21 protein-coding genes are annotated in these 22,345 nt (G+C 42.5%); 3 read left to right on the top strand and 18 right to left on the bottom strand.

Annotation, left to right across the window (positions count from 1 at the left end):
- Nucleotides 1-397: 397 nt before the first annotated feature.
- On the bottom strand, nucleotides 398-1,060 hold the full coding sequence (locus ACFVRY_RS18465; protein WP_387501725.1) for a hypothetical protein: 663 nt from the start codon (nucleotides 1,058-1,060) through the stop codon (nucleotides 398-400).
- A gap of 294 nt (nucleotides 1,061-1,354) precedes the next feature.
- Here ACFVRY_RS18465 and ACFVRY_RS18470 point away from each other — a divergent pair, with 294 nt between their 5' ends.
- A complete protein-coding gene (locus ACFVRY_RS18470) occupies nucleotides 1,355-1,558 on the top strand; it encodes a hypothetical protein (RefSeq protein WP_387501726.1) in 204 nt (67 codons plus the stop codon).
- 398 nt (nucleotides 1,559-1,956) lie between these two features.
- Here the strand turns inward: ACFVRY_RS18470 and ACFVRY_RS18475 are convergent, their stop codons facing one another.
- From ACFVRY_RS18475 to ACFVRY_RS18495, 5 genes are all read right to left on the bottom strand, one after another.
- A complete protein-coding gene (locus ACFVRY_RS18475) occupies nucleotides 1,957-2,130 on the bottom strand; it encodes a hypothetical protein (RefSeq protein WP_387501727.1) in 174 nt (57 codons plus the stop codon).
- A 260-nt stretch (nucleotides 2,131-2,390) separates the two neighbouring features.
- Nucleotides 2,391-3,569 carry an MFS transporter gene (locus ACFVRY_RS18480; protein WP_387501728.1) on the bottom strand — a complete coding sequence of 393 codons (1,179 nt, stop codon included), beginning with the start codon at nucleotides 3,567-3,569 and terminating at the stop codon, nucleotides 2,391-2,393.
- Between the two features lie 219 nt (nucleotides 3,570-3,788).
- Nucleotides 3,789-4,094: an ArsR/SmtB family transcription factor gene (locus tag ACFVRY_RS18485; protein ID WP_387501729.1), complete on the bottom strand. Its 306-nt coding sequence runs from the start codon at nucleotides 4,092-4,094 to the stop codon at nucleotides 3,789-3,791.
- Between the two features lie 99 nt (nucleotides 4,095-4,193).
- A complete protein-coding gene (locus ACFVRY_RS18490; protein WP_387501730.1) occupies nucleotides 4,194-5,048 on the bottom strand; it encodes an NAD-dependent epimerase/dehydratase family protein in 855 nt (284 codons plus the stop codon).
- 61 nt (nucleotides 5,049-5,109) lie between these two features.
- Nucleotides 5,110-6,366, bottom strand: coding sequence for an MFS transporter (locus tag ACFVRY_RS18495; protein ID WP_387501731.1), 1,257 nt, complete (start codon nucleotides 6,364-6,366; stop codon nucleotides 5,110-5,112).
- Nucleotides 6,367-6,499: 133 nt separating this feature from the next.
- Here ACFVRY_RS18495 and pdxR point away from each other — a divergent pair, with 133 nt between their 5' ends.
- The gene (gene pdxR / locus ACFVRY_RS18500) at nucleotides 6,500-7,903 is read left to right on the top strand and encodes a MocR-like pyridoxine biosynthesis transcription factor PdxR (protein WP_387501732.1); all 1,404 of its coding nucleotides are present in this window, start codon (nucleotides 6,500-6,502) and stop codon (nucleotides 7,901-7,903) included.
- Nucleotides 7,904-7,970: 67 nt separating this feature from the next.
- Here the strand turns inward: pdxR and ACFVRY_RS18505 are convergent, their stop codons facing one another.
- From ACFVRY_RS18505 to ACFVRY_RS18525, 5 genes are all read right to left on the bottom strand, one after another.
- Nucleotides 7,971-9,008, bottom strand: coding sequence for a sensor histidine kinase (locus ACFVRY_RS18505; RefSeq protein ID WP_387501733.1), 1,038 nt, complete (start codon nucleotides 9,006-9,008; stop codon nucleotides 7,971-7,973).
- A gap of 4 nt (nucleotides 9,009-9,012) precedes the next feature.
- On the bottom strand, nucleotides 9,013-9,705 hold the full coding sequence (locus ACFVRY_RS18510; RefSeq protein WP_387501734.1) for a response regulator transcription factor: 693 nt from the start codon (nucleotides 9,703-9,705) through the stop codon (nucleotides 9,013-9,015).
- Nucleotides 9,706-9,711: 6 nt separating this feature from the next.
- Entirely contained in the window at nucleotides 9,712-10,179 is a 468-nt protein-coding gene (locus tag ACFVRY_RS18515; protein ID WP_387501735.1) for a DoxX family membrane protein, read from the bottom strand.
- Between the two features lie 65 nt (nucleotides 10,180-10,244).
- The gene (locus ACFVRY_RS18520; RefSeq protein ID WP_387501736.1) at nucleotides 10,245-11,084 is read right to left on the bottom strand and encodes a DM13 domain-containing protein; all 840 of its coding nucleotides are present in this window, start codon (nucleotides 11,082-11,084) and stop codon (nucleotides 10,245-10,247) included.
- A gap of 199 nt (nucleotides 11,085-11,283) precedes the next feature.
- Nucleotides 11,284-11,883, bottom strand: a complete 600-nt coding sequence (locus tag ACFVRY_RS18525) for a TetR/AcrR family transcriptional regulator (RefSeq protein WP_387501737.1) — start codon at nucleotides 11,881-11,883, stop codon at nucleotides 11,284-11,286.
- Nucleotides 11,884-12,117: 234 nt separating this feature from the next.
- On the opposite strand from ACFVRY_RS18525, the gene gap reads away from it, so the two are divergent.
- Nucleotides 12,118-13,128, top strand: a complete 1,011-nt coding sequence (gene gap, locus ACFVRY_RS18530; RefSeq protein WP_387501738.1) for a type I glyceraldehyde-3-phosphate dehydrogenase — start codon at nucleotides 12,118-12,120, stop codon at nucleotides 13,126-13,128.
- 164 nt (nucleotides 13,129-13,292) lie between these two features.
- On the opposite strand, the gene ACFVRY_RS18535 is transcribed toward gap, so the two are convergent.
- From ACFVRY_RS18535 to ACFVRY_RS18565, 7 genes are all read right to left on the bottom strand, one after another.
- A complete protein-coding gene (locus ACFVRY_RS18535) occupies nucleotides 13,293-14,705 on the bottom strand; it encodes a Sapep family Mn(2+)-dependent dipeptidase (protein WP_387501739.1) in 1,413 nt (470 codons plus the stop codon).
- Nucleotides 14,706-14,738: 33 nt separating this feature from the next.
- Complete coding sequence (locus tag ACFVRY_RS18540) at nucleotides 14,739-15,584, bottom strand: carbohydrate ABC transporter permease (protein WP_175370696.1); 846 nt, start codon at nucleotides 15,582-15,584, stop codon at nucleotides 14,739-14,741.
- Between the two features lie 2 nt (nucleotides 15,585-15,586).
- On the bottom strand, nucleotides 15,587-16,459 hold the full coding sequence (locus tag ACFVRY_RS18545) for a carbohydrate ABC transporter permease (protein WP_387501740.1): 873 nt from the start codon (nucleotides 16,457-16,459) through the stop codon (nucleotides 15,587-15,589).
- A gap of 95 nt (nucleotides 16,460-16,554) precedes the next feature.
- Entirely contained in the window at nucleotides 16,555-17,820 is a 1,266-nt protein-coding gene (locus ACFVRY_RS18550; protein ID WP_387501742.1) for an ABC transporter substrate-binding protein, read from the bottom strand.
- A gap of 43 nt (nucleotides 17,821-17,863) precedes the next feature.
- The gene (locus ACFVRY_RS18555; RefSeq protein ID WP_387501800.1) at nucleotides 17,864-19,039 is read right to left on the bottom strand and encodes an acyl-CoA dehydrogenase family protein; all 1,176 of its coding nucleotides are present in this window, start codon (nucleotides 19,037-19,039) and stop codon (nucleotides 17,864-17,866) included.
- A 369-nt stretch (nucleotides 19,040-19,408) separates the two neighbouring features.
- Entirely contained in the window at nucleotides 19,409-20,485 is a 1,077-nt protein-coding gene (locus ACFVRY_RS18560; protein WP_387501744.1) for a response regulator transcription factor, read from the bottom strand.
- On the bottom strand, nucleotides 20,478-22,199 hold the full coding sequence (locus ACFVRY_RS18565; RefSeq protein WP_387501745.1) for a cache domain-containing sensor histidine kinase: 1,722 nt from the start codon (nucleotides 22,197-22,199) through the stop codon (nucleotides 20,478-20,480). Before ACFVRY_RS18565 ends, ACFVRY_RS18560 begins: the two co-directional genes overlap by 8 nt.
- Between the last annotated feature and the right edge of the window lie 146 nt (nucleotides 22,200-22,345).

Genomic DNA, 22,345 nt, shown 5'->3' on the forward strand with positions numbered 1-22,345 from the left:
AGTATATTTCCACAATCTAGTTTCAAACGTATGACTGTAGTAAAATGTAGCTCGAAAACTGAATGTTAAGAAATTTTTTTCTTAATTTAAATCCCTCTTACCAATTTACGATTGAGTTTCCGGTAATAGTATCATATTTACTAGATGACTAAATGTAATACTGCCACCTCCTGGAAACGAAACAGTGGGGTAACCATCAATGCGAATCGTTATAAACACTTTTCGTAGTGTTATTTATAGAGAAGGCGACATATAAGAACGGCGTTTCCCCTTAACGAACGGCCTCCTCACTTCTTACTATTAAACGATAAGCTCCCGCCAAGGTAATCATGGCGGGAGTTGTTAATAAACATATCTTTAGTTTAGTTAAGATTCTACAGTCACTTTGTTATCATATTCATAGTGTAGAGTAAGAAAATGTAAGTTCGATAAGTTTACGATAATGGCCATCAGATGTTTGACTCCACCCAATCTTACCAAGTTGTACACCGCCGTATTCAGTTCTTACGGTGTCAACAACTGCAGTACCAGTTACGCTAACCTGCCATGTTGGATACGACCCAGTTACTGGAGTAGTATAAGCGTGTCTTTCCTCTAGCGTCCAAGTTCCATCGGAATTAGAAGGGGTCCAGTAAGTTTCATTAACGGATTGGATCTGTGCAAAAGAGCTCCCTGGTATTGTTCTAACAACGAGACTGCTATATAGACGATTTGCTACAAAACCATTCGTTACAAGTTCACGGTATGCAAGTACAGTACGATTAGCAGCGGCAGCAAACAGAGTGGGTTTAGAATTTGAACTACTAAGTTCCTTTATTTCACCATAAGCATCAACAACTTCTTTCACTTCATTCAGTACCTCTACCTTAACCTCGGTTGGTGTTTCTATTCTATTAAAAGAATAGCTGGGCTCAGTATATGGGACTTCCACAGAAATAACATCGAGCTTAATTGTTGTCGTACCCGATTCTTCTGCACTCGCTGAAGGAGTAAACCCTAATGTTGTTCCTAACAACCCGATTGTTATTACTAATGCCGGTATTACTGATTTCCATTTCATAATCTACCCTCTAATAACTATATTTGGAATATTAACAATAGAATAATAATGTAAAATTATCCCTTTGTAAAGATAAATATATATTTTATTTATTAAAAGGATATTAAACAATGAATAATAAGAGCCCTTTCAGGAACTCTGAACCACTTCATCTGCATCTAATTTGTAATAAACAAGGGGATTATGTGTATTTTTTCCATTTTAAATATATAATTAGTAATATATTCAAGTTATTTATTGGTTTTTAAAAATACAGGTTTTTCTATAGACCTACTTTGTGGGAGGAGATATGTTATGAGTGAAGAGGATATTGTTCAATATCTCAATGGAATTTCTAGCAATATAGGTCGTGTCGCGGATAGTATTGGCCAATTAACTGTTAGGTCTACTACTAGCATAAATAACTTAAATGAGACTTTATCTGTGACTAATATTCTGTTAGCAATTTTAGTTCTTTTATCGATTGCAAATTTTATATTAAAGCTAAAAAAACGTTGAGGTCACAGAGGCCTTGTATGACTAGACACGATATTCTAGGGAGTAAGTTAATTAATCTTTATCGAAACTCTAGCAATTTGGATGCAATTTTCTCAGTTGATTGTCATGCCCGTTAAATAACCAACGTCTGTAATTTAAATGTACGTATTGTTACAGTTTCGCCTGATATAGAAGCTACTGAATTTGTAGTATCCAATAGCCATTTAAGTCGCACTTATAAAATTAAAGCTGTGAAAAGTTGTCCAAACACCGTATTTTCTGTATTGTGGAGGCGACGAGAATACAAGCATGATTTCTTTCGATATATATTACTCGCACAAAGGAAAGCCGCCTACTTTATTTATTAGGCGGTCTTCCTTTACGTTCTTTCAATTTTTGAATATATTGGTTCTGGTATTTTATTCAGCTTCTTTTCTAGCTTGAACCGCGCGCTCAAGATTACTAAAACGTCCAAGATAGTACTTTCCCCTTTTTAATCCAATAATAGTTTTGTAAGAAGGCGTACCTATTATTCCATATTCTATAAATAGACCTAACAGTCTAGCAGCTCGCAGGTCATAGTTCTCTTTCATACAAAAGCATTACTTCAGCGATATACATATCCATTCCGACACCATTTCATCCACGTCTTCAGCCGTGTCTTATTCCGTACCTCAATTTGATCCATGACCTCTCGTTAATCTAATCTCAATGGCCTTCACTTTAATTTCTACTGAAAAATCCACTCTGCTTTCCAACGCAAAACACCTCTAAGATTATTTCCCTATCTTACGACAAGGTTCCGTTCTCTTAAAGGTATTTTGATTTGTCTCATATTATGGAGTCAGTTACTTTAATTGTTAGGTGTCAGTGCCTTTTGTTTCATTTTGGCATTCAACAAGAACGATGCCAGAATGGCAATGAATACACTGATCGCGCCAACCCATGTAGTGTTCGATAAGGAAGCTTGGTTGACAACGATTCCGCCAATCCCGGCTCCTGCAGCCATTGCTAATTGCACCGTGGACTGATTAAGACTAAGCATAACACCTGAATAATTAGGTTCAATTCGCACCATGTTATACTGCTGTGTAGGACCGGTAGACCAAGCTGCGAACGACCACAGCATCAGGATAACGACAATCGGTATCCATGAATTTGTAATCATCACCGTAACCGTTAGTAAGATTAAGGCAACTACATGCAGTGACATTCCCCCGCCCAAGGTACGGGCAACTCCCCATTTATCGGCGCTATAACCACCGAATTTGGAGCCAATCAAGCTGGCGATACCAAAAGCTAGCAAAACGCTGCTCAGCATCTTATCATTTAAACCCACAACTGTAAGAAGATACGGTGAAATATACGTATAAGCGATCGAGTAACCACCGAGCCAAAAGAAAGTAATCGAAAGCCCCAGAGCAACTCTGCTATTTTTAAGGAAGCCCAGTTGTTTGGAAAGGGGTACAGGATCATCACCTTTCACACGAGGAATGGTGAAATATATAACGATCATGACCAACAGCCCCGCCAAAGATAGAAGGCCAAATACCGCTCTCCATCCAAATTCAGCAGCAATCATTCGCCCGAGCGGAACACCAATAATTAATGACAGGGTGAAACCCATGGTGACATTGGCAATCGAACTGGCCTGTTTACCCTCAGGTGCAATTTTGGCGGCGATAGCCAGTGCTGATACAACAACGGTCCCCGCACCTAAAGCCATCAATGCCCGTGCGACAACAAAAAGCCCAAATCCTGGCAACACAAACGCTAACACATTGGCAATCACGAATACGCCGAGTGCGGCAACTAGTAACTTCTGTCGTTCAATCTTTGCTGTCAAAGCCATAACCACCGGCGTACAAATGGCATAAATGAAAGAGAAAATCGTCACCAATTGACCCGCCGAAGTAATCGTTATACCTAAAGATAAAGAAATTTTATCCAAAACACCTGAAATAACATATTCGGACGTCCCCACCAAAAAACTAACCAGTGCCAATAAGTATACTTTCCATGTACCTTTCATTTAAACTTACTCCTTTTATTCAAGTTTCGTTCATAATACACAAATCAACAAATTGATATATTAGTATTTGTCGATATGTTATATTAAAAAAATATAAAGATTATCCGAAGACTTGCATTTCCCTATACACTTGGATAATAAAATCGTAAAGATCTTAAGCGCGAAAGCGGCGAAGATCGCTTCACCGAACTCCGCGGCTTCATCGACGCTAAGTGTGCTTTATTCAAGCTCGTTTTTCAACAGAGCCAATGCTTCGCTTATTTTCCCCTCATCCCTTTTGTAATAAGTGAACTTACCTATACGCTCACTTGTAACCAGCCCTGCTCGTTGCAGGATCGTCAAGTACTGGGAAGCGGTTGACTGTGTCATACTCAATTTTCCGGTCACCTGACCGACGCATACCCCGATTTTTCTCATATCAATCCCTTCATGGGGCTTAAAATGCTGCTCAGGTTCCTTCAACCATTGCAAAATTTGGAGACGGGACTCGTTAGACAATGCTTTTAAAATTTCGATAGGTTCCATATTCGTTATTATATCGTTAATTGCCGATATGTCAATTTGAAATCCCAAAATGAAAAATCTACACCGAGTGAAGTTTGAACCGAGCTCTATAATGCATTTTTAGCTCAAAGCTTGCGAAAACCCCGCTCTCCAAGTCGGAAACTTCGGCTCCCAGCCGTACTCTTTCCGAGCTTTGGTATTCGAAGCACCGCGTTCCCAGCCACTTCCCCCCGACTGAACTTCAGGCGCAGGAGCTTTCAAAGCATCAGCATAGACAGGAACCCATTCTGTACCGGGAGCAGGCTCATCGTCTACGATGTTAAGTGTCCCAGTCGACCAATCCAAAGCCAATAAAGCTGCATTCGCCGCATCCTCCACGTGTACAAAAGAGGACACACCATTCGTTGCCTGAAGCTCGCTATTCAGCGCTTTTTCTGCCATCACGTCCCTTCTGTCATACCAAGTACCTGGTCCGTATAATGTGCCGTACCGAAGAATAACATGGTTCGGAATTTCTGCAACAGCTTCTTCTAACGCGATAATGCCATCAATTGTTGTTTTGCGTGGCGAAGGTGCTTGAACATCCAATGAGACTTCTTCCGTAGCAGGCGAGTCGCCCGGTTTGTAAGCCCAGGAGATACTTTGAGCGATTATTTTTTTTACGCCTGCCTGCTTAGCGGCATCCACTAGATTCCGGGTCCCCTCGATTCTAATCCGAGCATTATCAGCCGAACTCGAATTACTGAGCGAGGTAAGCTGATGAATAACTACATCCGGTTTGATGTCCCTAAGGACTTTAATCATTCCCTCCGGATCAAAGGCATCTGCAATGATAGACTTTGCGCCCAAAGCCTCAATCGTCTTCTGCTGCTCCGGGTTATGCGTCATTCCTATCACTTCGTGACCAGCCTTCACTAACTTTGGAAGCAGAATACGTCCAATAACTCCGGTAGAACCAGCTACAAAAATTTTCATAATCGAAAAACCTCCAAATTTATATATGATTAAGCGCGATGTTCACCAATTACGGAGAAGCTTAGAAGCTCGCTTTCTCTTTTTCTTTTCGCGGAACTATGAATAATTGAAGCATTAGCATAAGGAGTGAAACCAAGATCATGCCTAGTATCCCCAGGCTGAACTGCCCCATACTATCGAAAACAAAGCCAACCAAGATCGGGCCTGCCGCTCCTATTAAATACCCCACCGATTGAGTCATCGCTGCCCAAGAGACCGCTTCTTCTGGACTTGACGCTGCTTCAATTGGAAGCAAATTACCTAGAGCAAATAACATTCCCGAGCCAAATCCGCAAAGGAGAACCGCGGGCCAATACAGCATAGAACTAAAAAGAAAGGCAAGGCCGATCGCCTGCATGGAAGTCGAGACCAACAACCATATCCGCCGGGACGGGAAGCGGCGTAGCAGCATCTGTAGCATAAGCCCGCTCGGAATTTGAACCACAGCAAACACCGTCAGCATCATCCCTGCATGCAGGTGCGAATCGCCTGCATTGATCAGGATAAGCGGCAACCAACCCATGATCGAGTAGAAAACCATAGCCAAGAGTCCAAAATGGATGGAGAGCAACCACGCCTTCTTATTTTTCCACGGTAATTTCGCTGTCCCAGGTACAGCCGCCCTCTCACTTCGAACATTGCTACACCGCAGAATTGCCAACCAAAACGGTACAGCCGTAATGGCGAGAATGGCCCAGAACGAAAGTGCCGTTTGCCACGAGTGAAATTTGATTTGAAAAGGGGCTGAGAAACTGGAGCCCAGCGCCGCACCAAGCGATAAGGCCATGGAATAGAGTGCACTCATGAGCGGCATCCTAGCTGCCAAATGCTTTTTAATAAAACCCGACAGTAAAGGTCCCATCGTTGCGATTCCGACACCAGCTAATACAGTCGTTAAAAATAACAAGGCTTCGGTATGAACGACGATACGTAACAGGGTACTTCCGCCAATCAGAACTAGCGACCAGGCAATCACCCGTTCATTTCCCAGCCGCTGGCCGAAACGAACAGACAATGGCGAGAGAAGCCCCATACATAGAACAGGGATCGAGACGAGCAAGCTGGCAGCTACTCCGCTTATACCTAGATCTTTTCGAATACTTTCCAGCACAGGGGCGATGGAAGTAACCGCCGGACGCAAATTAAGTGAAGCCGTAAAAAGGGCTGCGACCGCCAGCCAACTTCCTGCTTTGTTATCGGTCCTCACGGCGGATTTATTTGCTGTTCGTGTTGTATCTGATCCCGAAGGCACCCGGGGATTATCTTGTCGTTCACTCATCGGCTAAACGCTTCCTTCTGTAATGGTTTCGTGCTGACAAGAATCATGTTAGCATGTTAAATTGGTATGAATAAGTACCACTTTTACGGCGATATTGATATACCAATTCGAACATAGGGAAGGAGCGCAATATATGACCGATGCCTTTGGAACTTTTACAGCCGATACAAAAACAAAACAAATCTATACGCTGCTCCGGGAACGTATTTTTTCAGGCAGGTATGCAGCAGGAAGCAGCCTCCCGTCAACGAGGGATTTGGCAAGTGAATTAGGGGTGTCGCGGGCTCTTATCGTCGAAGTGTATGAACAGCTCATCGCCGAAGGTTATTTGGAAGGCCGCCAAGGGTCCGGCACCTATGTCTTGGATTTAGGTGTAAGAAGGCCGGTTCAGGCGCAGTCCATGGAATCAGAGAATCCCGTTGAAATGACTTCTCCCGAATTTGCAGCTACTTTCAACGGCATTGATTTTCGTCCGAGCTTTCCGTCACTTGAACATATTCCGCACAAAAAGTGGAAAGAAGTTACGCTGAGCGTCTATGATCAGGCCCACGCTTCAGCTTTTGGTTATGATGAAGATCCGGCAGGTAATAGGCTGCTTCGGGCAAATATTTGCCGGTATCTGCTGGATGTCAAAGGAATACAATGTTCACCTTCACAGGTAATCGTGACAGCCGGAGCTACCCAAGCGATCTCCTTATTGTGCAAGCTTTTATTGATGCCGGAAGACGCTGTAGCGATAGAAGATCCTACTGCCAGCTTCATCCACACCATTTTCGCCTCAACGGGTGCCGATATTATCCCCGTCCCTGTTGATGATCACGGTTTGTGTGTCGAAGGCTTGCCCACCCATGTACGGCCTAAATGCGTCTTCGTTACACCTTCGCACCAGTTCCCATTCGGAAGTATCTTGTCCATCAGCAGACGTATTCAACTACTCGACTACGTCCGGCAAACCGGAAGCTATATTATCGAAGACGATTACGACAGTGAATTCCGTTATGCCGGAATGCCGGTTCATGCCCTCCGAGAACTCGATTCCCAGCGAGTAATCTATGTCGGGACTTTCAGCAAAAATTTATATCCATCACTACGCTTAGGTTATATGGTCGTTCCCCAGGAATTAAGTGACCCTCTGCTTCGGTTAAAACGAATGACGGACATGCAATGCCCGACCTTGTCCCAAATCACGCTTGCGCGGTTTATAGCCGACCGTCATTTGGAACGTCACATCACCCGCATGAAGCGTATTTATGGCAAAAGACGGAAGCAACTCATCTCCGCTTTGACAGAAGCATTCGGTAGCAGAGTGAACATTTCAGGGGATGCCGCAGGCTTGCATCTGGTTGCCAAATTGCCCGGACGCCAGTTTGATTCTCTGACAGCCGCGCAGCTTGAAGAACGGAATATTAAAATTTATCCTGCAGAGAGATATACCATCGCCAAAGGAAAATACGAGGAGAGTCTGATTATGGGGTTCGGTAATGTAACGGAGTCACAAATTGCGGAGGGGATCAGGACGATTGCCGATTTGTTATGACTTTGTCTTGTTGCACGAATACACGAAACCGCGGTTGCCCAGGAGAAAAACTCTCGGCTACCGCGGCTTACACCCGTTGATTTGGAATCTGCACAATAAAAGTACTTCCTACCTCTTGACCCGAAGACACTGCCAGTTTGCCGTGGATGAATTCGGTCAGCTCCTTGGCAATCGCAAGTCCTAATCCAGAGCCACCGTACTGCTGATTTCGGGATTTTTCAACACGGTAAAATCGTTCAAAAATTCTTTCCATTTCATCTTCAGGAATTCCAATGCCTTCGTCCTTAACTTCCATATACGTGAACGTACTATCACAATAAATATGAAGCTTAATACTGGTGCCTGGTTTGGAGAATTTGATAGCATTTCCTACTAAATTATATAGAATCCGTTGAATACACACCTTGTCTGTATTCACAGATACGCAGCCCTCGCTAATATGAACATCAATCAGACGGTTTTCCCGTGAAATTTGAGCTTCAAATGCCTGTAACGTATCCAGGATTAGCTGATCCAGCCACACCTCCTCCGGCTTGAAAACAATCTCCTTATCATCTATGGCCGCGATAGCCAATAGCTCATTGGCAAATGAAACCACCCGCTCCGTTTGCTTCCCAATCCCAAGCAAATAATTCCGCACCTCGGCGGGATCAGTGACCACCTCATCGACCAGAGCCTCCGAGTAAGACCGGATAGAGGCAATTGGGGTTTTAATATCATGGGATAGATTAGCAATCAGTTCATTCCGGCGGCGCTCTTCGTCCTGAAGGGCTTTGATTTGCGCTTTAATCTCAAGTCCCATATCGTTCATAGATTCAGCAAGCTCTCGTAGCTCCACTACCCGACTCTTATTTAAAAGCTGATCATAGTGCCCTCTGGAGATCCCCTGACTCTGCCGGTTCAGCTGGGCAATATTCCGTGTCATAGGGAAAATAAACAGTGAATTAATCAACAATGACAGTACACTGGACGAAACCGTAATCATCATGGCCATCCTAAGCCTGTCATAGTCTAGGAACATCTGTTTATACGCAACAAATAGCAGCAGTGTCACGATGATCAGACTAATCAGATATGATAAAAAAACCAAGGTCCGCAGCTTCATGACACTACTCTCCTTCTCTTTTGAACTGATAGCCCAGCCCCCACACCGTTTTAATGAATATCGACTCCTGACCGGCTTTTGAAATTATCTTCTCCCGCAAATGATGGATATGAACATTGACGGTATTGGCGTCCTCATAGTATTCATAACCCCATACCTCTTTCAGTAATTCCGACTTTGGAATAACGCGATGCTTCTCCTGAACAAGGAACCACAACAGATCAAATTCTTTATTGGTGAGATCAAGTGCCTCTCCATAAAGCTTTGCCACCCGCTCTTCCCGATTCAGATACAATTCCCCTTCATTAAGGAAGGCTACGCGAGGCTTCGACTTTTGTGATCGCTTGATAATATTTTTTATGCGGAAAACAAGCTCTCGTGGGCTGAATGGCTTGGTCATATAATCATCTGCCCCTAAAGTCAGCCCGTATAACGTGTCTTTCTCCTGATTTAGAGCAGTCAAAAATAAAAATGGAATATCTAAACCTTGAGTTTGGAGCGACTCTATGAATTCATAGCCATTCATTTTAGGCATCATCACATCAATAATTATAAAATCGATAGCATGGTTATGAACAATATGCATAGCTTCTTCTCCATTGCTCGCCGTATATACCCTATAACCATCATTCTGTAAATATAACTTACAAACATCTACTATCGGTTGTTCGTCATCAATAATCAATGTGGATAACAACGATGATCACATCCTTTTTTCTGCACCATTCCAGTCTTTCTGCCATTTCGCATAAAGCCAGCGTTCCACACTCACGTGAGAGGTAAACCTCTTCCCCGTAAGAAGTATGGTTGCTATAAGTATATCCGTTGGATAGGTAAATATCATATCAGCCAATATATAATTAGCATTCACGAACACCGACATGATTAGCGCAGGTACAATAAATAAACCCGCTATAAGCCCAATCCCTATCAGGATTTCGCCCCATGGGATTACAACGTCGAAGACTCCTGAAAAGGGACTAACGACGTGACTGAAAAATGCTTTGTACCATTCTGGGGAATCATGATTTGCTGCAATGACCGGGATTAAGCCTTCAACGCCAAAACCGCCTGAAAGCTTATCATAACCGGATTTAAGCCACATCCAGCCAAACAGTACACGAATTACACTTAATATCCAACTGGTTACGTATTGAGCACCCTTTATCATTACTATAATCTCCTTTTAAAAAAGGTACCATCCTCAAAACAAGTATGGTACCCAGCATATTTATTTTAGCTGAGATCTGCTGTGCCAAATACCACGTGGGCTTTATCGCAGTAGATCACAACGGAATCATAATCATTCAGATTGGCTCCCGCCAGATCGAAGGTCTGCTCACTCTTTTCCAGGTCAATCTTGCCCAAGCTCTTACCCATTTGCACGTCTTTTCCCTTCGTCAGGTAGATGTGGAGGTCTGGACCTTTAGATGTTTTGAAATTCGTCAGCATCACCTTGCCATCCTTAATTTCTACATTCCCTTCAGATATTTGCTTGTTGCTGCCGCTGAGCATACCCGTCTTCGTGACCATCGCCGAAGGTGTCGCTGGCTTATCCATTGGTGTGTCAGTCAAATCTGCTGTACCGAATGTAACATGTGCTTTATCGCAGTAGATAATAACGGAATCATAATCATTCAGATTGGCTCCAGCCAGATCGAAGGCCTGCTCACTCTTTTCCAGGTCAATCTTGCCCAAGCTCTTACCCATTTGCACGTCTTTTCCCTTCGTCAGGTAGATATGGAGGTCTGGACCTTTAGATGTTTTGAAATTCGTCAGCATCACCTTGCCATCCTTAATTTCTACATTGCCTTCTGATATTTGCTTGTTGCTGCCGCTGAGCATGCCGTACTTCACCATCATTGCAGCAGTTTCCTGACTGGTCCCTGCATTGGCATTAGAAGCTGCTTTATCAGGTGAATCGGAGCCCGGCATGGCGGTTGCCGTCGCTGTTGCGGCCGCATTCCCCGTAGTAGATGTGATAGTTGCTTTGTTAGATGCTGTATTTGCTGCTCCGCATCCCGCCAAAGCTATGGATAAGGCCACTATTGCTGTTGTTGTCGCTAATAATTTCATCTTTCGTCATCTCCTCAAAAGTTTTATGCTTCTGTATTTTGCTTACAGTTGAATTGTAAAACAAGCCTTTTGCAATTGTAATTAAACGCCCATTACAACTTTCTTAATTAAGTATTAAGTCTTCTATAATTCAAAAAAAAACGGCGACCTATCACCGTTAAAATCCGGTAATAGATCGCCGCTAAAGTACTCCCTCTGGCTATTTAGTCTTTAAACAACAATTCTGCAAATAGGACGCAAAGCATGCTGTATTGATCTGCATATGCTTGTTATCCCCATCCAGCTTACTGAGCAAAATGCCTCCTTCAAGCAAAGAAAAAGCAAATGAAGCAAGGGCCTCCGCATCCAGATCTTCCTTAAACTCCCCACTATTCATCCCGTCAAGAATGATGCTCTTCATCATATCCAAATAGGTATGCAGTCCTTGCCTTGCCCGATCACGAAGCTCCATATGCGTATCGTCACTTTCTACTGCTGTATTCTGCATGGGGCATCCGCCAACAAATGGTGGATTATCAACAACATTTTCATACACTCGAAAAAATGCAAGTAACCGCCCTGACGCAGACTGCTCTCGGTCGACCGCCTCGGCAAATTTCCCGCTAACCAAACTGGCGGCGTAATTGTAGGCTTCAAGCGCAATCTCATCTTTACTTGTAAAATGCCGATAGATGCCCCCCTTCTTAATTCCGGTGTCGGCAATAATATCGTTTAATGATGTACCGGCATATCCTCTCTGATTAAAGATTGCTGCCGATTTCATAATAATGTGCTCTCTTGTTCGATCTCCTTTTTTCATGGGTTCCTCCGAATGAACGTATTCTAATCTAACATTATATCAAATTTTACGACCGAAGCCTTGCCAATGTCTTAAATCCTGATATAATAAAGATACCGATCGGTACCTTTTATTTTAAAACAAACCCATTTCAAAGGCAAACTTGTTTGGCTTCGGCTCAGTGCTTACCTTGAAGTTCTAATGGGCAAACTGATGTATGGAATGGATTTCGAACGAAAACAGGAGGAACATTCAATGAGTGTAAAAGTAGGCATTAACGGTTTTGGGCGGATCGGAAGACTCGCTTTTCGTCGAATTCAAGAGGTGGAAAATATCGAGGTTGTGGCCATAAACGACCTGACTGACGCAAAAATGCTGGCCCATCTGCTCAAATATGATACTACGCAAGGCACTTTCCATGGAGACATCGAAGTTCATGATGGAGCCTTTGCTGTTAACGGTAAAGAAGTTAAAGTGTTAGCTACCCGTAACCCTGAAGAAATTCCTTGGGGCGAGCTTGGCGTAGATATCGTACTTGAATGTACAGGTTTCTTCACCACCAAGGAAAAGGCTGAGCTTCATCTGAAAGGTGGAGCAAAGAAAGTCGTCATTTCCGCTCCGGCAACAGGCGACATGAAAACAATCGTGTACAACGTAAATCATGAAACACTGGACGGAACGGAAACCGTCATTTCCGGCGCTTCCTGCACGACGAACTGTCTAGCTCCCATGGCTAATGCTCTGAACAATAAGTTTGGCATTCAATCCGGGTTGATGACAACCATTCACGCCTATACAGGCAACCAGAACACCCTTGACGCGCCTGATGCAAAAGGTGACTTCCGCGCAGCACGGGCTGCAGCAGAGAACATTGTTCCCTACTCCACCGGTGCGGCAAAAGCCATTGGTCTCGTTCTCCCCGAACTGAAGGGCAAACTGGATGGTGCATCTCAACGTGTACCTGTGGCAACAGGCTCTGTAACGGAACTAGTAGCTGTACTGAACGCCAAAGTAACAGTGGATGAAGTGAATGCCGCTATGAAAGAAGCATCTGATCCAGATACGTACGGATATACAGAAGACCAAATCGTCTCTTCCGATGTGAAGGGAATGACATTCGGCTCCCTTTTTGATGCCACGCAAACAAAAGTTCTAACGGTTGGAGACCAGCAACTGGTGAAAACCGTAGCCTGGTACGATAACGAAATGTCTTACACCGCTCAACTGGTTAGAACATTAGAATACTTCGCAAAAATCGCCAAGTAATCAGATTAGCTTGGGGCTACTCATGGTACCGGATAGACCCCCAACTTTCATTAGGACAAAATAGGTCATCGGTTTTCTCTCCTTCCAGCATGCTTGTCGCTTACCCTTTAGGAGATACCGATGACCCTTCTTTTTTATATTTACGAATTTTTACAGGTATATTGTTATCCCAATTGATACAGCTCATTTAGCTCTAATAATGCTACAATATAAATCTTTAACGCAGTAATCAGATTCGGAATGGACTGCACCTCATCCGGGCCGTGAATTTGACCATGACCAGGAGGTAAATCAAGCGATGAGAAATCCGTCGGCAAACCAGGGCCAAAGCCTACCGCATAAGGCAACTTTCTGGCATAAGTCCCTCCACCCATCACGAATGGCTCACCTTGCTCTCCTGTTACAACTTGATAAACATCCATGAGACACTTTACCTCCGGCGTATCGGGATCATAATAACTCGGCTCACTGTCATGAATATTAGTCAAGGTAAAGCCACTTTTCTGCAATTGCTGCTGCAGCACCTGGGATGACTGATGAATAGGGTAGCGAATATTTAGCTCCAACTCCAGCCTTCCATCCTGCAATTGCAACAACGTTCCGACACTTGTTAAAGCTCCAGATAGCTTATCCTCACATTGTATGCCTAATGCCCGTCCATCATAATGCTTGCAAATATCATGAATTTTCTCCAGCTGCTTATGGATAGACTCCTCAAACCAGTCACTTTGCAGCAATGGCTCCAGAAGAATCGCTATCGCATTACTCGTCCCTTCAGGAAATGCTGCGTGCCCGGACTTGCCGACTGCGAATAATGTAATCTCTTCTTCCGTCTGACTATACTGAATATGAGATGGCAGAAGGCTTAGCTTGGAGAGCGCTGCTTCATCCCGTCGTATAATAAGCTCAGCATAACCAGGTACACTATTAGAAGCCACTCCCCCCTGTATGCGAAGTATGGATGAATCAGCAATATCACAGCATAAGGTAACCGAGAGCATTCCCTTTTCTCCATAACAGACCGGAAATCCGCTGTCCGCCACAATATTAAAGTCAGGGGCCTGATAATGCTCACGATAATACGCAGCATCAAGCATACCTATTTCCTCGCCACTACCGATAATATGCTGAAGCTGATAGTTTAACGGGATACCCAGCTCCTTAATAAATCTGAGTGCATAAAGAACGGCAATGACAGCACCTTTATTATCCTGTACACCTCTGCCGATGAGAAAACTGTCCTTTTGTGTACAAAAAAAGGGTGGGTAGGTCCACCCCTCTCCTGCAGGAACAACATCGACATGCCCCCAAATGCCTACAGACCGGTTTGATTCATCTCCAATACGAATTTCTGCACAATAGTACTCACGATTGAACGTTTGCATGCCATACCGTTGACCTAGATCCAATATGTACTCAATAGCCTCCGCACACTTTTCCCCGAATGGATAAGGAGAGGATGAATCGTAGCTGGCTACACTTGAAATACTTACTAATCCGGCAATGTCTTCTAATAGCTCTGCCTTATGCTTCTCAATCCATTGTTCAATCTGCTCTTCAATAACTAAACCTCTCATTAGCTTCCCCCTGATCTTGGAGTGTCTTGTGCATTATCCTTTAATTGCACCTTCTGTTAGTCCCGCGATAATGTACTTCTGACCGGCTGCATAGATCACGATAATAGGCAACATCGCCATTAAATATGAAGTGAAGGCCATTGTATAGTTAAAGGAATATTCGGTCTTAAAGTTATATTGAAATAGGGGTAGTGTCCAAAACTCCTTCGCTTTATTCAAAATTAGTAATGGAAGCATAAAATCATTCCAGAACCATAATGAATCCATAATGATAAGCGTCACTAGCATCGGCATAATTAAACGTAATGTAACAAGATAATAGATTTGAAAGGTGCTGCAGCCATCAATTCGTGCCGCCTCTTCAATTTCAGTAGGCATTCCTTCAATATAATTGACGAGTAGAAATACCCCTCTTGTTAAGCTAAGCGCTCCATATAATAAAATGAGTCCAAACGGATTTAACAGATTCATATTGGTCATGATTTTAGTTAAAGGAAGCATAATCACTTGAAAGGGCACAAACAATCCTAACAGAATATAGAGATACAAAAATTTATAATATTTCTTATGACGATTACGGGCAATAGCATAAGAAACGGTAGGATTAATAACAAGAACTATGAATACAGACCCGACTGTAATCAAGGCCGTATTCCATACCACTCTCCAGTAATTCCCCTTAGACAGTAACTCTGCGTAATTAGAAAAATTCAATGCTTTGGGAAAACTGAAAAAACCTTTACCAGCTTCTTCTAATGTCTTAAAGGAATTAATGATGACGAGATACATCGGCCCCAATATAATGATGATTCCAATAAGTAAAATGATATTTCGGAGAATACGCCAGCCAAGCCCTTCTTTTCGTATTGATACATTCATACTTAATGGACACCACCTTTACGTGTTAATTTAATTTGGATGAATGATAGCGCTGCAATAACAATAAACAATATGACTGATTCTGCATTAGCCATCGCAAACTTTAGGTTCTGAAATGCGTCATTATAGATCATAATCCCAATAACATTGGTGGATTTTATTGGACCGCCACCTGTCAGGGTATAGGCATAGTCAAAGGAAGTGATACCTGATTTAATCGCAAGCACCATATTTACGGTAATCGTCGGAATTAGAAATGGAAATGTAATATAACGAAAACGGTTAAAGGTACTGGCTCCATCAATTCTTCCAGCTTCATACAATTCGGAGGGAACCGATTGCAGGCCTGCAATAAAGATAAGGGTCGGCAAGGCCACCGCCTGCCAAATGTTAACAATCACAACGGCAAACAAAGCATACTTCGGATGGGCTAAGGGACTTTGAAATAATTCCATGATATTTAAGGCCTGACCCATCGGAGGAATGACTCGCACAAAGATCTGATCCCAAATTAACGAAATCGTTACGGCACTAATGATAGCTGGTACAAAATATATCGACTTGGTAAAGGTTTGTAGCTTCTTAAGAGAATTTAAGCTTAGAGCTAAAATTAATGACAAACTCATTACTCCTGCTACAAGCATCACCGCATATTTTCCAGTAACTAATAATGATTGCTTAAAGTTAGGATTATTCAAAAGCTCCACATAGTTACTAAACCCTACATAGTTATAACTAGAACTAATCCCATTCCAATCTGTAAAGCTATATTGAATACCTACAATGACTGCATAAGCAAAAAATAGTGTATACAGAATGATAGCCGGAACCGTAAATAAGAAATAAGTTGAGCGTTCTAGAAATTTGCCTATCATGCTGCACCTTCCTCATCTCATTGTTACGTGAAGCTTGTAAATAGGGAACGACAATTTGAATGCTCAAATTGTCGCTCCGTTCAAAGCTATTGTTTTTACTTAACAGCGTTAAGCTTGATTGTTTCATCAATGTTCTTCAGGTATTGCTCAGGCGTCTCGTTATTAATGAGATAGCCTTGAGTTGTACTATATAACTCCGTTACGATCGCACTTTGAAGCGTTGATGACATCCAGTCATGAACTCTACCCTTGTCGATAAAATCAAGGATAGGCTGCAAATATTGATCGCCATAGGTTGTGCCATTAATAATGGAAGGCTCGCCAGATAGATCAGACCATTTCTGAGCCACCTCAGGCCGAGCAATATATTTTAAGAAGGTAAGTGCAGCTTCTTTCTCCTCCGGCTTTGCTTTTGCCGAGATAGATAGGGAAGCATTGACACCTGATAAAGCAGTCGTTGTATCTGCAGTATCATTGGGAAGCGGGAACGCACCGAATTTCAAATTAGGGTTAGCAAGCTTAATATTCCCACGACCGTAAGAACCAGAAATAATCATAGCGGCTTGACCATTCGCAAAGGCTTCTTGCATCATTTGAGCGCTCACACCAAATGCATCTTTATTAGCATATTGCGTTAGTTCTTTGAGCTTCTTAGCAAATTCCAAGAATACCGGATTACCTTCCACTTGACCTTCGCCCTTAGCCACCTTAACCATTTCCTCCACACCACCAGGGGCAAAAGCAATGTTCGTCGCTTGGAAGATATGGCCTACATCCTTCAATGGAAGATAGAGTGGTGTAATGCCTTTACTTTGGAACAATTTGCACGCTTCGATAAATTCAGCATAAGTGGTTGGAATTTTCGCGTTATTTTGTTCGAATAGATCGATATTATAGTACACTGCCATATAATTTCGAGCATACGGCAAAGAGTAGTACCCACCGTCATCTGCTGCAGTCATATCCAAATATTTTTCGTTAACATCTTTGATAAAAGGTTGATCGCTTAAGTTTTCGATGTAGCCATTTTTCACTTTTTCCTTAAATTGAAGCTGTGTTGGGAAATCAGTGAATAGGGGTGGAATATCATTTGTTGCAAAACGAGACGTTAGTACTTTAACTGGGTCAGGCACAGTATTCATATTAATTACGATATTCGGATTTTCCTTTGTAAAATCAGATATAATTTCGTGATAGGCATTTTGAATGGCTTCCTCACCCTGCTGCTGGAAAAACTCGATTTTAACAACATCACTCTTGCTTGAATTTCCGTTCTCTGCTACGTTTTCTTTCCCGCAAGCCGTTAGAATTATGGACATTAATAACATAGCTGTAACCGATAGCTTTACACTTCTTCTCATCTCTTTCTCCCCTATCTACTTCTTTTTATGTACTACATGGAGCTTACTTTCCTAATGCACGATTGGCTAAATTCGTAATGACAACATCGTCCATTGGCGGATTATGAAGTCCGGCACGAACATCGCGATACATTCGCTCAAGCGGGAAATTCTTAGAAAGGCTCAACCCGCCTACAATTCTCATCGCATGATCAACCACACGTAGTGCCGCATTGGTAGCAAGATGTTTGGCCACACCTAGCTCAATCTTCAAATTTTCACGATTGTTGATTTCCTTATCCCAACGATCTGCAGTATCATAAAGGAAGGTTCTTGCTGTAATTAAATCAAGTTCAATCTCTCCAATTAGACGCTTAATATTGGGCAATTCAGCGATTGGAACCTGTAATGAATTAGGCTGGTGGTTCGCTGCAAATGAAAGGGCGAAATCCCTGGCACCATGTGCAATTCCGAGATAACAAGCAGGAATATGTAGCATGTTACCATCTGTTGGTACAGGCTTGCGCGGTCGATCACTTGTTTTACCACGAATGAGATATCGGTCCGGAACAAATACCTCTTTCATGGCAATATCATGACTGCCTGTAGAACGCATGCCCATCGTATTCCATGTCTCCAGCACTTTGACGCCATCGCCAGCTTCTACGAGAAATGATCCTACAGTATCGGTATCTGACATCGTAGCTGCAATAATAAACTTGTTAAGAATCGGACTTAACGTACAATACGATTTCTGACCCGTAATCCGCCAGCCACCCTCAACTTTAACTGCTTTCGTCTCAGGCTTTCCACCCCGAGTCGGACTGCCCATTGCTCGCTCACTTACCAATTCATTCAATACAAGCCCATCATTTACAACCTCAAGACATAGCTCACTAAAAAGCTCTTCTGGAATTGCACCTGATAGATGAAGCTGCTTCAATAAACCAATATGCCATCCGATTGCTAGTGCAGTGGAGCCGTCTCCTCTTGCCAGTCGCTCTTGAGAAAGAACCAGTTCGTAAATCGATGCTTCCTCTCCTCCATATTGCTTTGGTACGGTAAGAGCAAGGTATCCGCTATCTCTTAATTCATTAAAATTCTCAAAGGGAAATGTTCCTTCAAGATCATGCTTAGGAGCTCGCTCTGCAAAAATCTTTGCTAGCTGATCTGCTCTTGCTGCAATTTTCGCTTCCCGCTCATTTCGTATAAAACGATCTGAAGAATCAGAGTATGTCATCATTAACAACTGCCTTTCTCATAATCCATAGTGGTTTACTTCGTTTAATAGTAATGTTATTTCCTTAAAAATTGAATATAAAAAATCCGAGTTTTTTATTGTAAAAAACCGTACTATATAAGACGAACTTTAGCTTAAGCTCTCCACTTAAATTTCGGTCGTCACTACGGTGAATATTTGGACTTCCGGTCGCTGTTGTCCCCAGATTTCTTCGATTAAACCGCTTCTAGCAGTTGAAATCTGGGCACAGCCTTTGCTTCCGCTTCCGATGCGAGCTTTCCTGCGGAAAGCTTTTAGGCGATCGCTTTCGCTCCTACAGTTCCAACCATTTCCCTTCGTTCCTTCTCGTTTTTTGTTACTTTCTTTTGTTCATCTTATATAGTCGTCCTCCAAATGCTGTTTACGATATTCATTGGGTGTAAATCCATAAAATTTCTTAAATACATTGGAAAAATACTGCGGATCTTGCTCAAATCCACATTGTTCAGCTACTTCGTAAATTTTCAATGTAGGATGTAAAAGCAACTGTTCCTTCGCCTTCTTCATGCGGACAGAGGTCAAGAACTGAGTATATTTCTCTCCTGTATCTTGTCGAAATAGCTTACCCAAATACTCGGAGTTAAGAAATAAATAATGCTGGGCTAGCCATTGCAAAGAAAGCTGCCTATTCTGAATATGCTGGATCGTTAATTGCTTTATTTTTATAACCAGCATCGCCTTCTTATCAATTTTACGATAATGATAGCTTGTATACAGCTTGCCTAACTCCTTCTGGAACGCTTGTATATCTTGACTCTCGACAACCGTAGCTGCTGTACTAATGCCATATTCTGATTTCAACTGATTGCGGATGTAGGACAGAACATGATTATTGTTGTCTTGAATGACAGGTAATGATAACCCCTCACTTAATAATTGCTCGATCCATGATCTCGATATGTTCATTAATTGGGCTTCATCAGCATCAACAATTGCTTGGAGCAAATCACTAGGTATAGAGGAAGAAAGGATTCCTTGATTTTGGGGCACGCTTGAAGCAAAGTTGCCCGCAGCATTACTACGAATAACATCTACCTCGCCCTTAGACCACTGCAAAGCCTCAGTAATCTCATGCTCATCACTTGGCTTCAGTAAATATCGTCGCACCCCAAAACGCATCGCCTGAGTAGCCAGCTCAAACTCTCCAAATCCTGATAATACAATAAACACAATCTGGGAAGAAATCTTTGAGCCCTGCTCAATTAATTGAAGTCCGTCAATAATAGGCATTTTAATATCCGTAATGACTACATCCGGCTGGAGCGCTTGAATCCTCACTAATGCCTGCTGTCCATTGATAGCCGTCCCTACCAGCTCCATACCAAGGGTACTCCAGTCTATGGCTTCTGCAATTCCTTCTCTTGCCATTCGTTCATCATCGACGATTAATACCCGATAGCTAGACATAATTAACTCCCTCTTTCAATAAAACAGGAATTCGTATCCGAATAATAGTTCCTTGATCCATGCCTTCCAAAATTCCAATCCCATATGGCTCTCCATACAGTAATCGCAAACGTTCATGAATGCTTCTTAGTCCAATTCCCTCTCCTGAGTCTTGCTCTAAATAATGCGTATCCATCCCTGGACCTTGATCTGCAATCCAAATCTCTAATTGCTCGCCAAAACGTTCTCCACTAATCGTAATGTGACATTCCCCTGTCAATTCATCAATACCGTACTTTATAGCATTTTCAACGATAGGCTGGAGGATGATTGCAGGAATATAACATTGGTTTAATTCATCTGGGATATTGATTTCACATTGCAGCCGTTCTTCAAAACGATATTTCTGAATGAGTAAATAGTTATGTACATGCTGGATTTCTTCCTGTAACATGACCATTTCCTTCCGGCTTGTTGTGCTTCGCAACATATCACCCAAAGCTTTAACCATACTAGAGACGCGCTCTTGTCCCTGTCTGCGTGCCAGCCAGTTAATAGAATCTAACGTGTTGTACAGAAAATGAGGATTCAGCTTCGCCTTCAGTGCTTCATACTGAGACTCCTTGAGATGGATTTGTTTGATGTAATTATCCTTAATTAAGCGGTCTAATGAAGCTGTCATTTTGTCAAAGCTATTCGTTAACCATCCGATTTCATCCCTATTCCTCACAGGCTCTTCTCGATAAGTGGCAAAATCGCCTTGCTCTACCTTACTCATCCGAACAGCCAGCGTCTCCAAAGGACGTGTAATGCTTCTTGCAAAAATTAAGCCGATCCACACAAGCGAGATAAGAATAAGCGAATATAAAAGCAGTAGGATTTTCTTCATCAGAATGGCTTTCTGAAATAACGATTCATAAGGTACCAGATTCACTAATGTCCAACCTGTAAAGCTCATTGTAGATAAGGTGCTTAAATATTTATGATGATTTAACGTGACCATCTCATAGCGTTCACCTGATCGTTCATTCTGTATTAAAGAGCTTGGCATCGGCTTATCTTTCCACTGCTCATCATTCCAGTAGATTGGAGTATGATCTTCATAGATGAGCAATTTATTATTGGAAGATGACGGATTAGAGCCTATGGATTCAATCAAATCATTACCATTCACCCGAACAATTAACGTCCCTAACGATGGAAAATCCATGCTCTTCACTCCCCTTATTTCCCTTAAGGAAGTAAAAATCTTGGAATCTCTTTCCCCACCCTTCCACAGACTTCCCCCTTCCTTCTGAGCGGCCATTGCAATAAATTGCTTACTATAGGCTGGCGCCGTCTCATCCTTGGTTGTGCCTAGCCAGTAACCGTTGCCCCAATAATCAATAATCGCCACAGAGCGGATCGGATAATTAAAGAAACGATACGACAATAACTTCTCTTCCATAGCATGAACCGCATAATAGGTTTCGCGACTATTCTTACTCTGCTTGATCTTCTCTAGCCCCTGCTGAATGTCAGCGTCACTGGCGATCGATTGTGTCATCCGATCAATGGCGGCTAGCTTGTCCTCAATTCGCTCTGCATACAAATATAGCTTCTCACTTGTTTGTTCATAAACAAGCTGTTCATATAACTTATGCATATTTTGTACGTACAAAAGGCTGATGCCACTCGTTAGTAGAACACCGATCAATACAAACAACACCAGCTTATGTCTGATTCTTATTTTCATTCTGAATTCTCCCCTTGCACTGTCTAACCACTTCTATCGTCCGTCCCCCGGAAACAATGCTCTAATAAAAAATACTCTATATTCCCCAGTAAAACAATAAGGGAATAAGAGTATAGGTGTTGGGGATATTGGAGTCTTCAATATTT

This window comes from Paenibacillus sp. NPDC057934 (genome assembly GCF_042887565.1).
In the GTDB taxonomy this organism is placed as follows: Bacteria; Bacillota; Bacilli; order Paenibacillales; family Paenibacillaceae; genus Paenibacillus_AQ.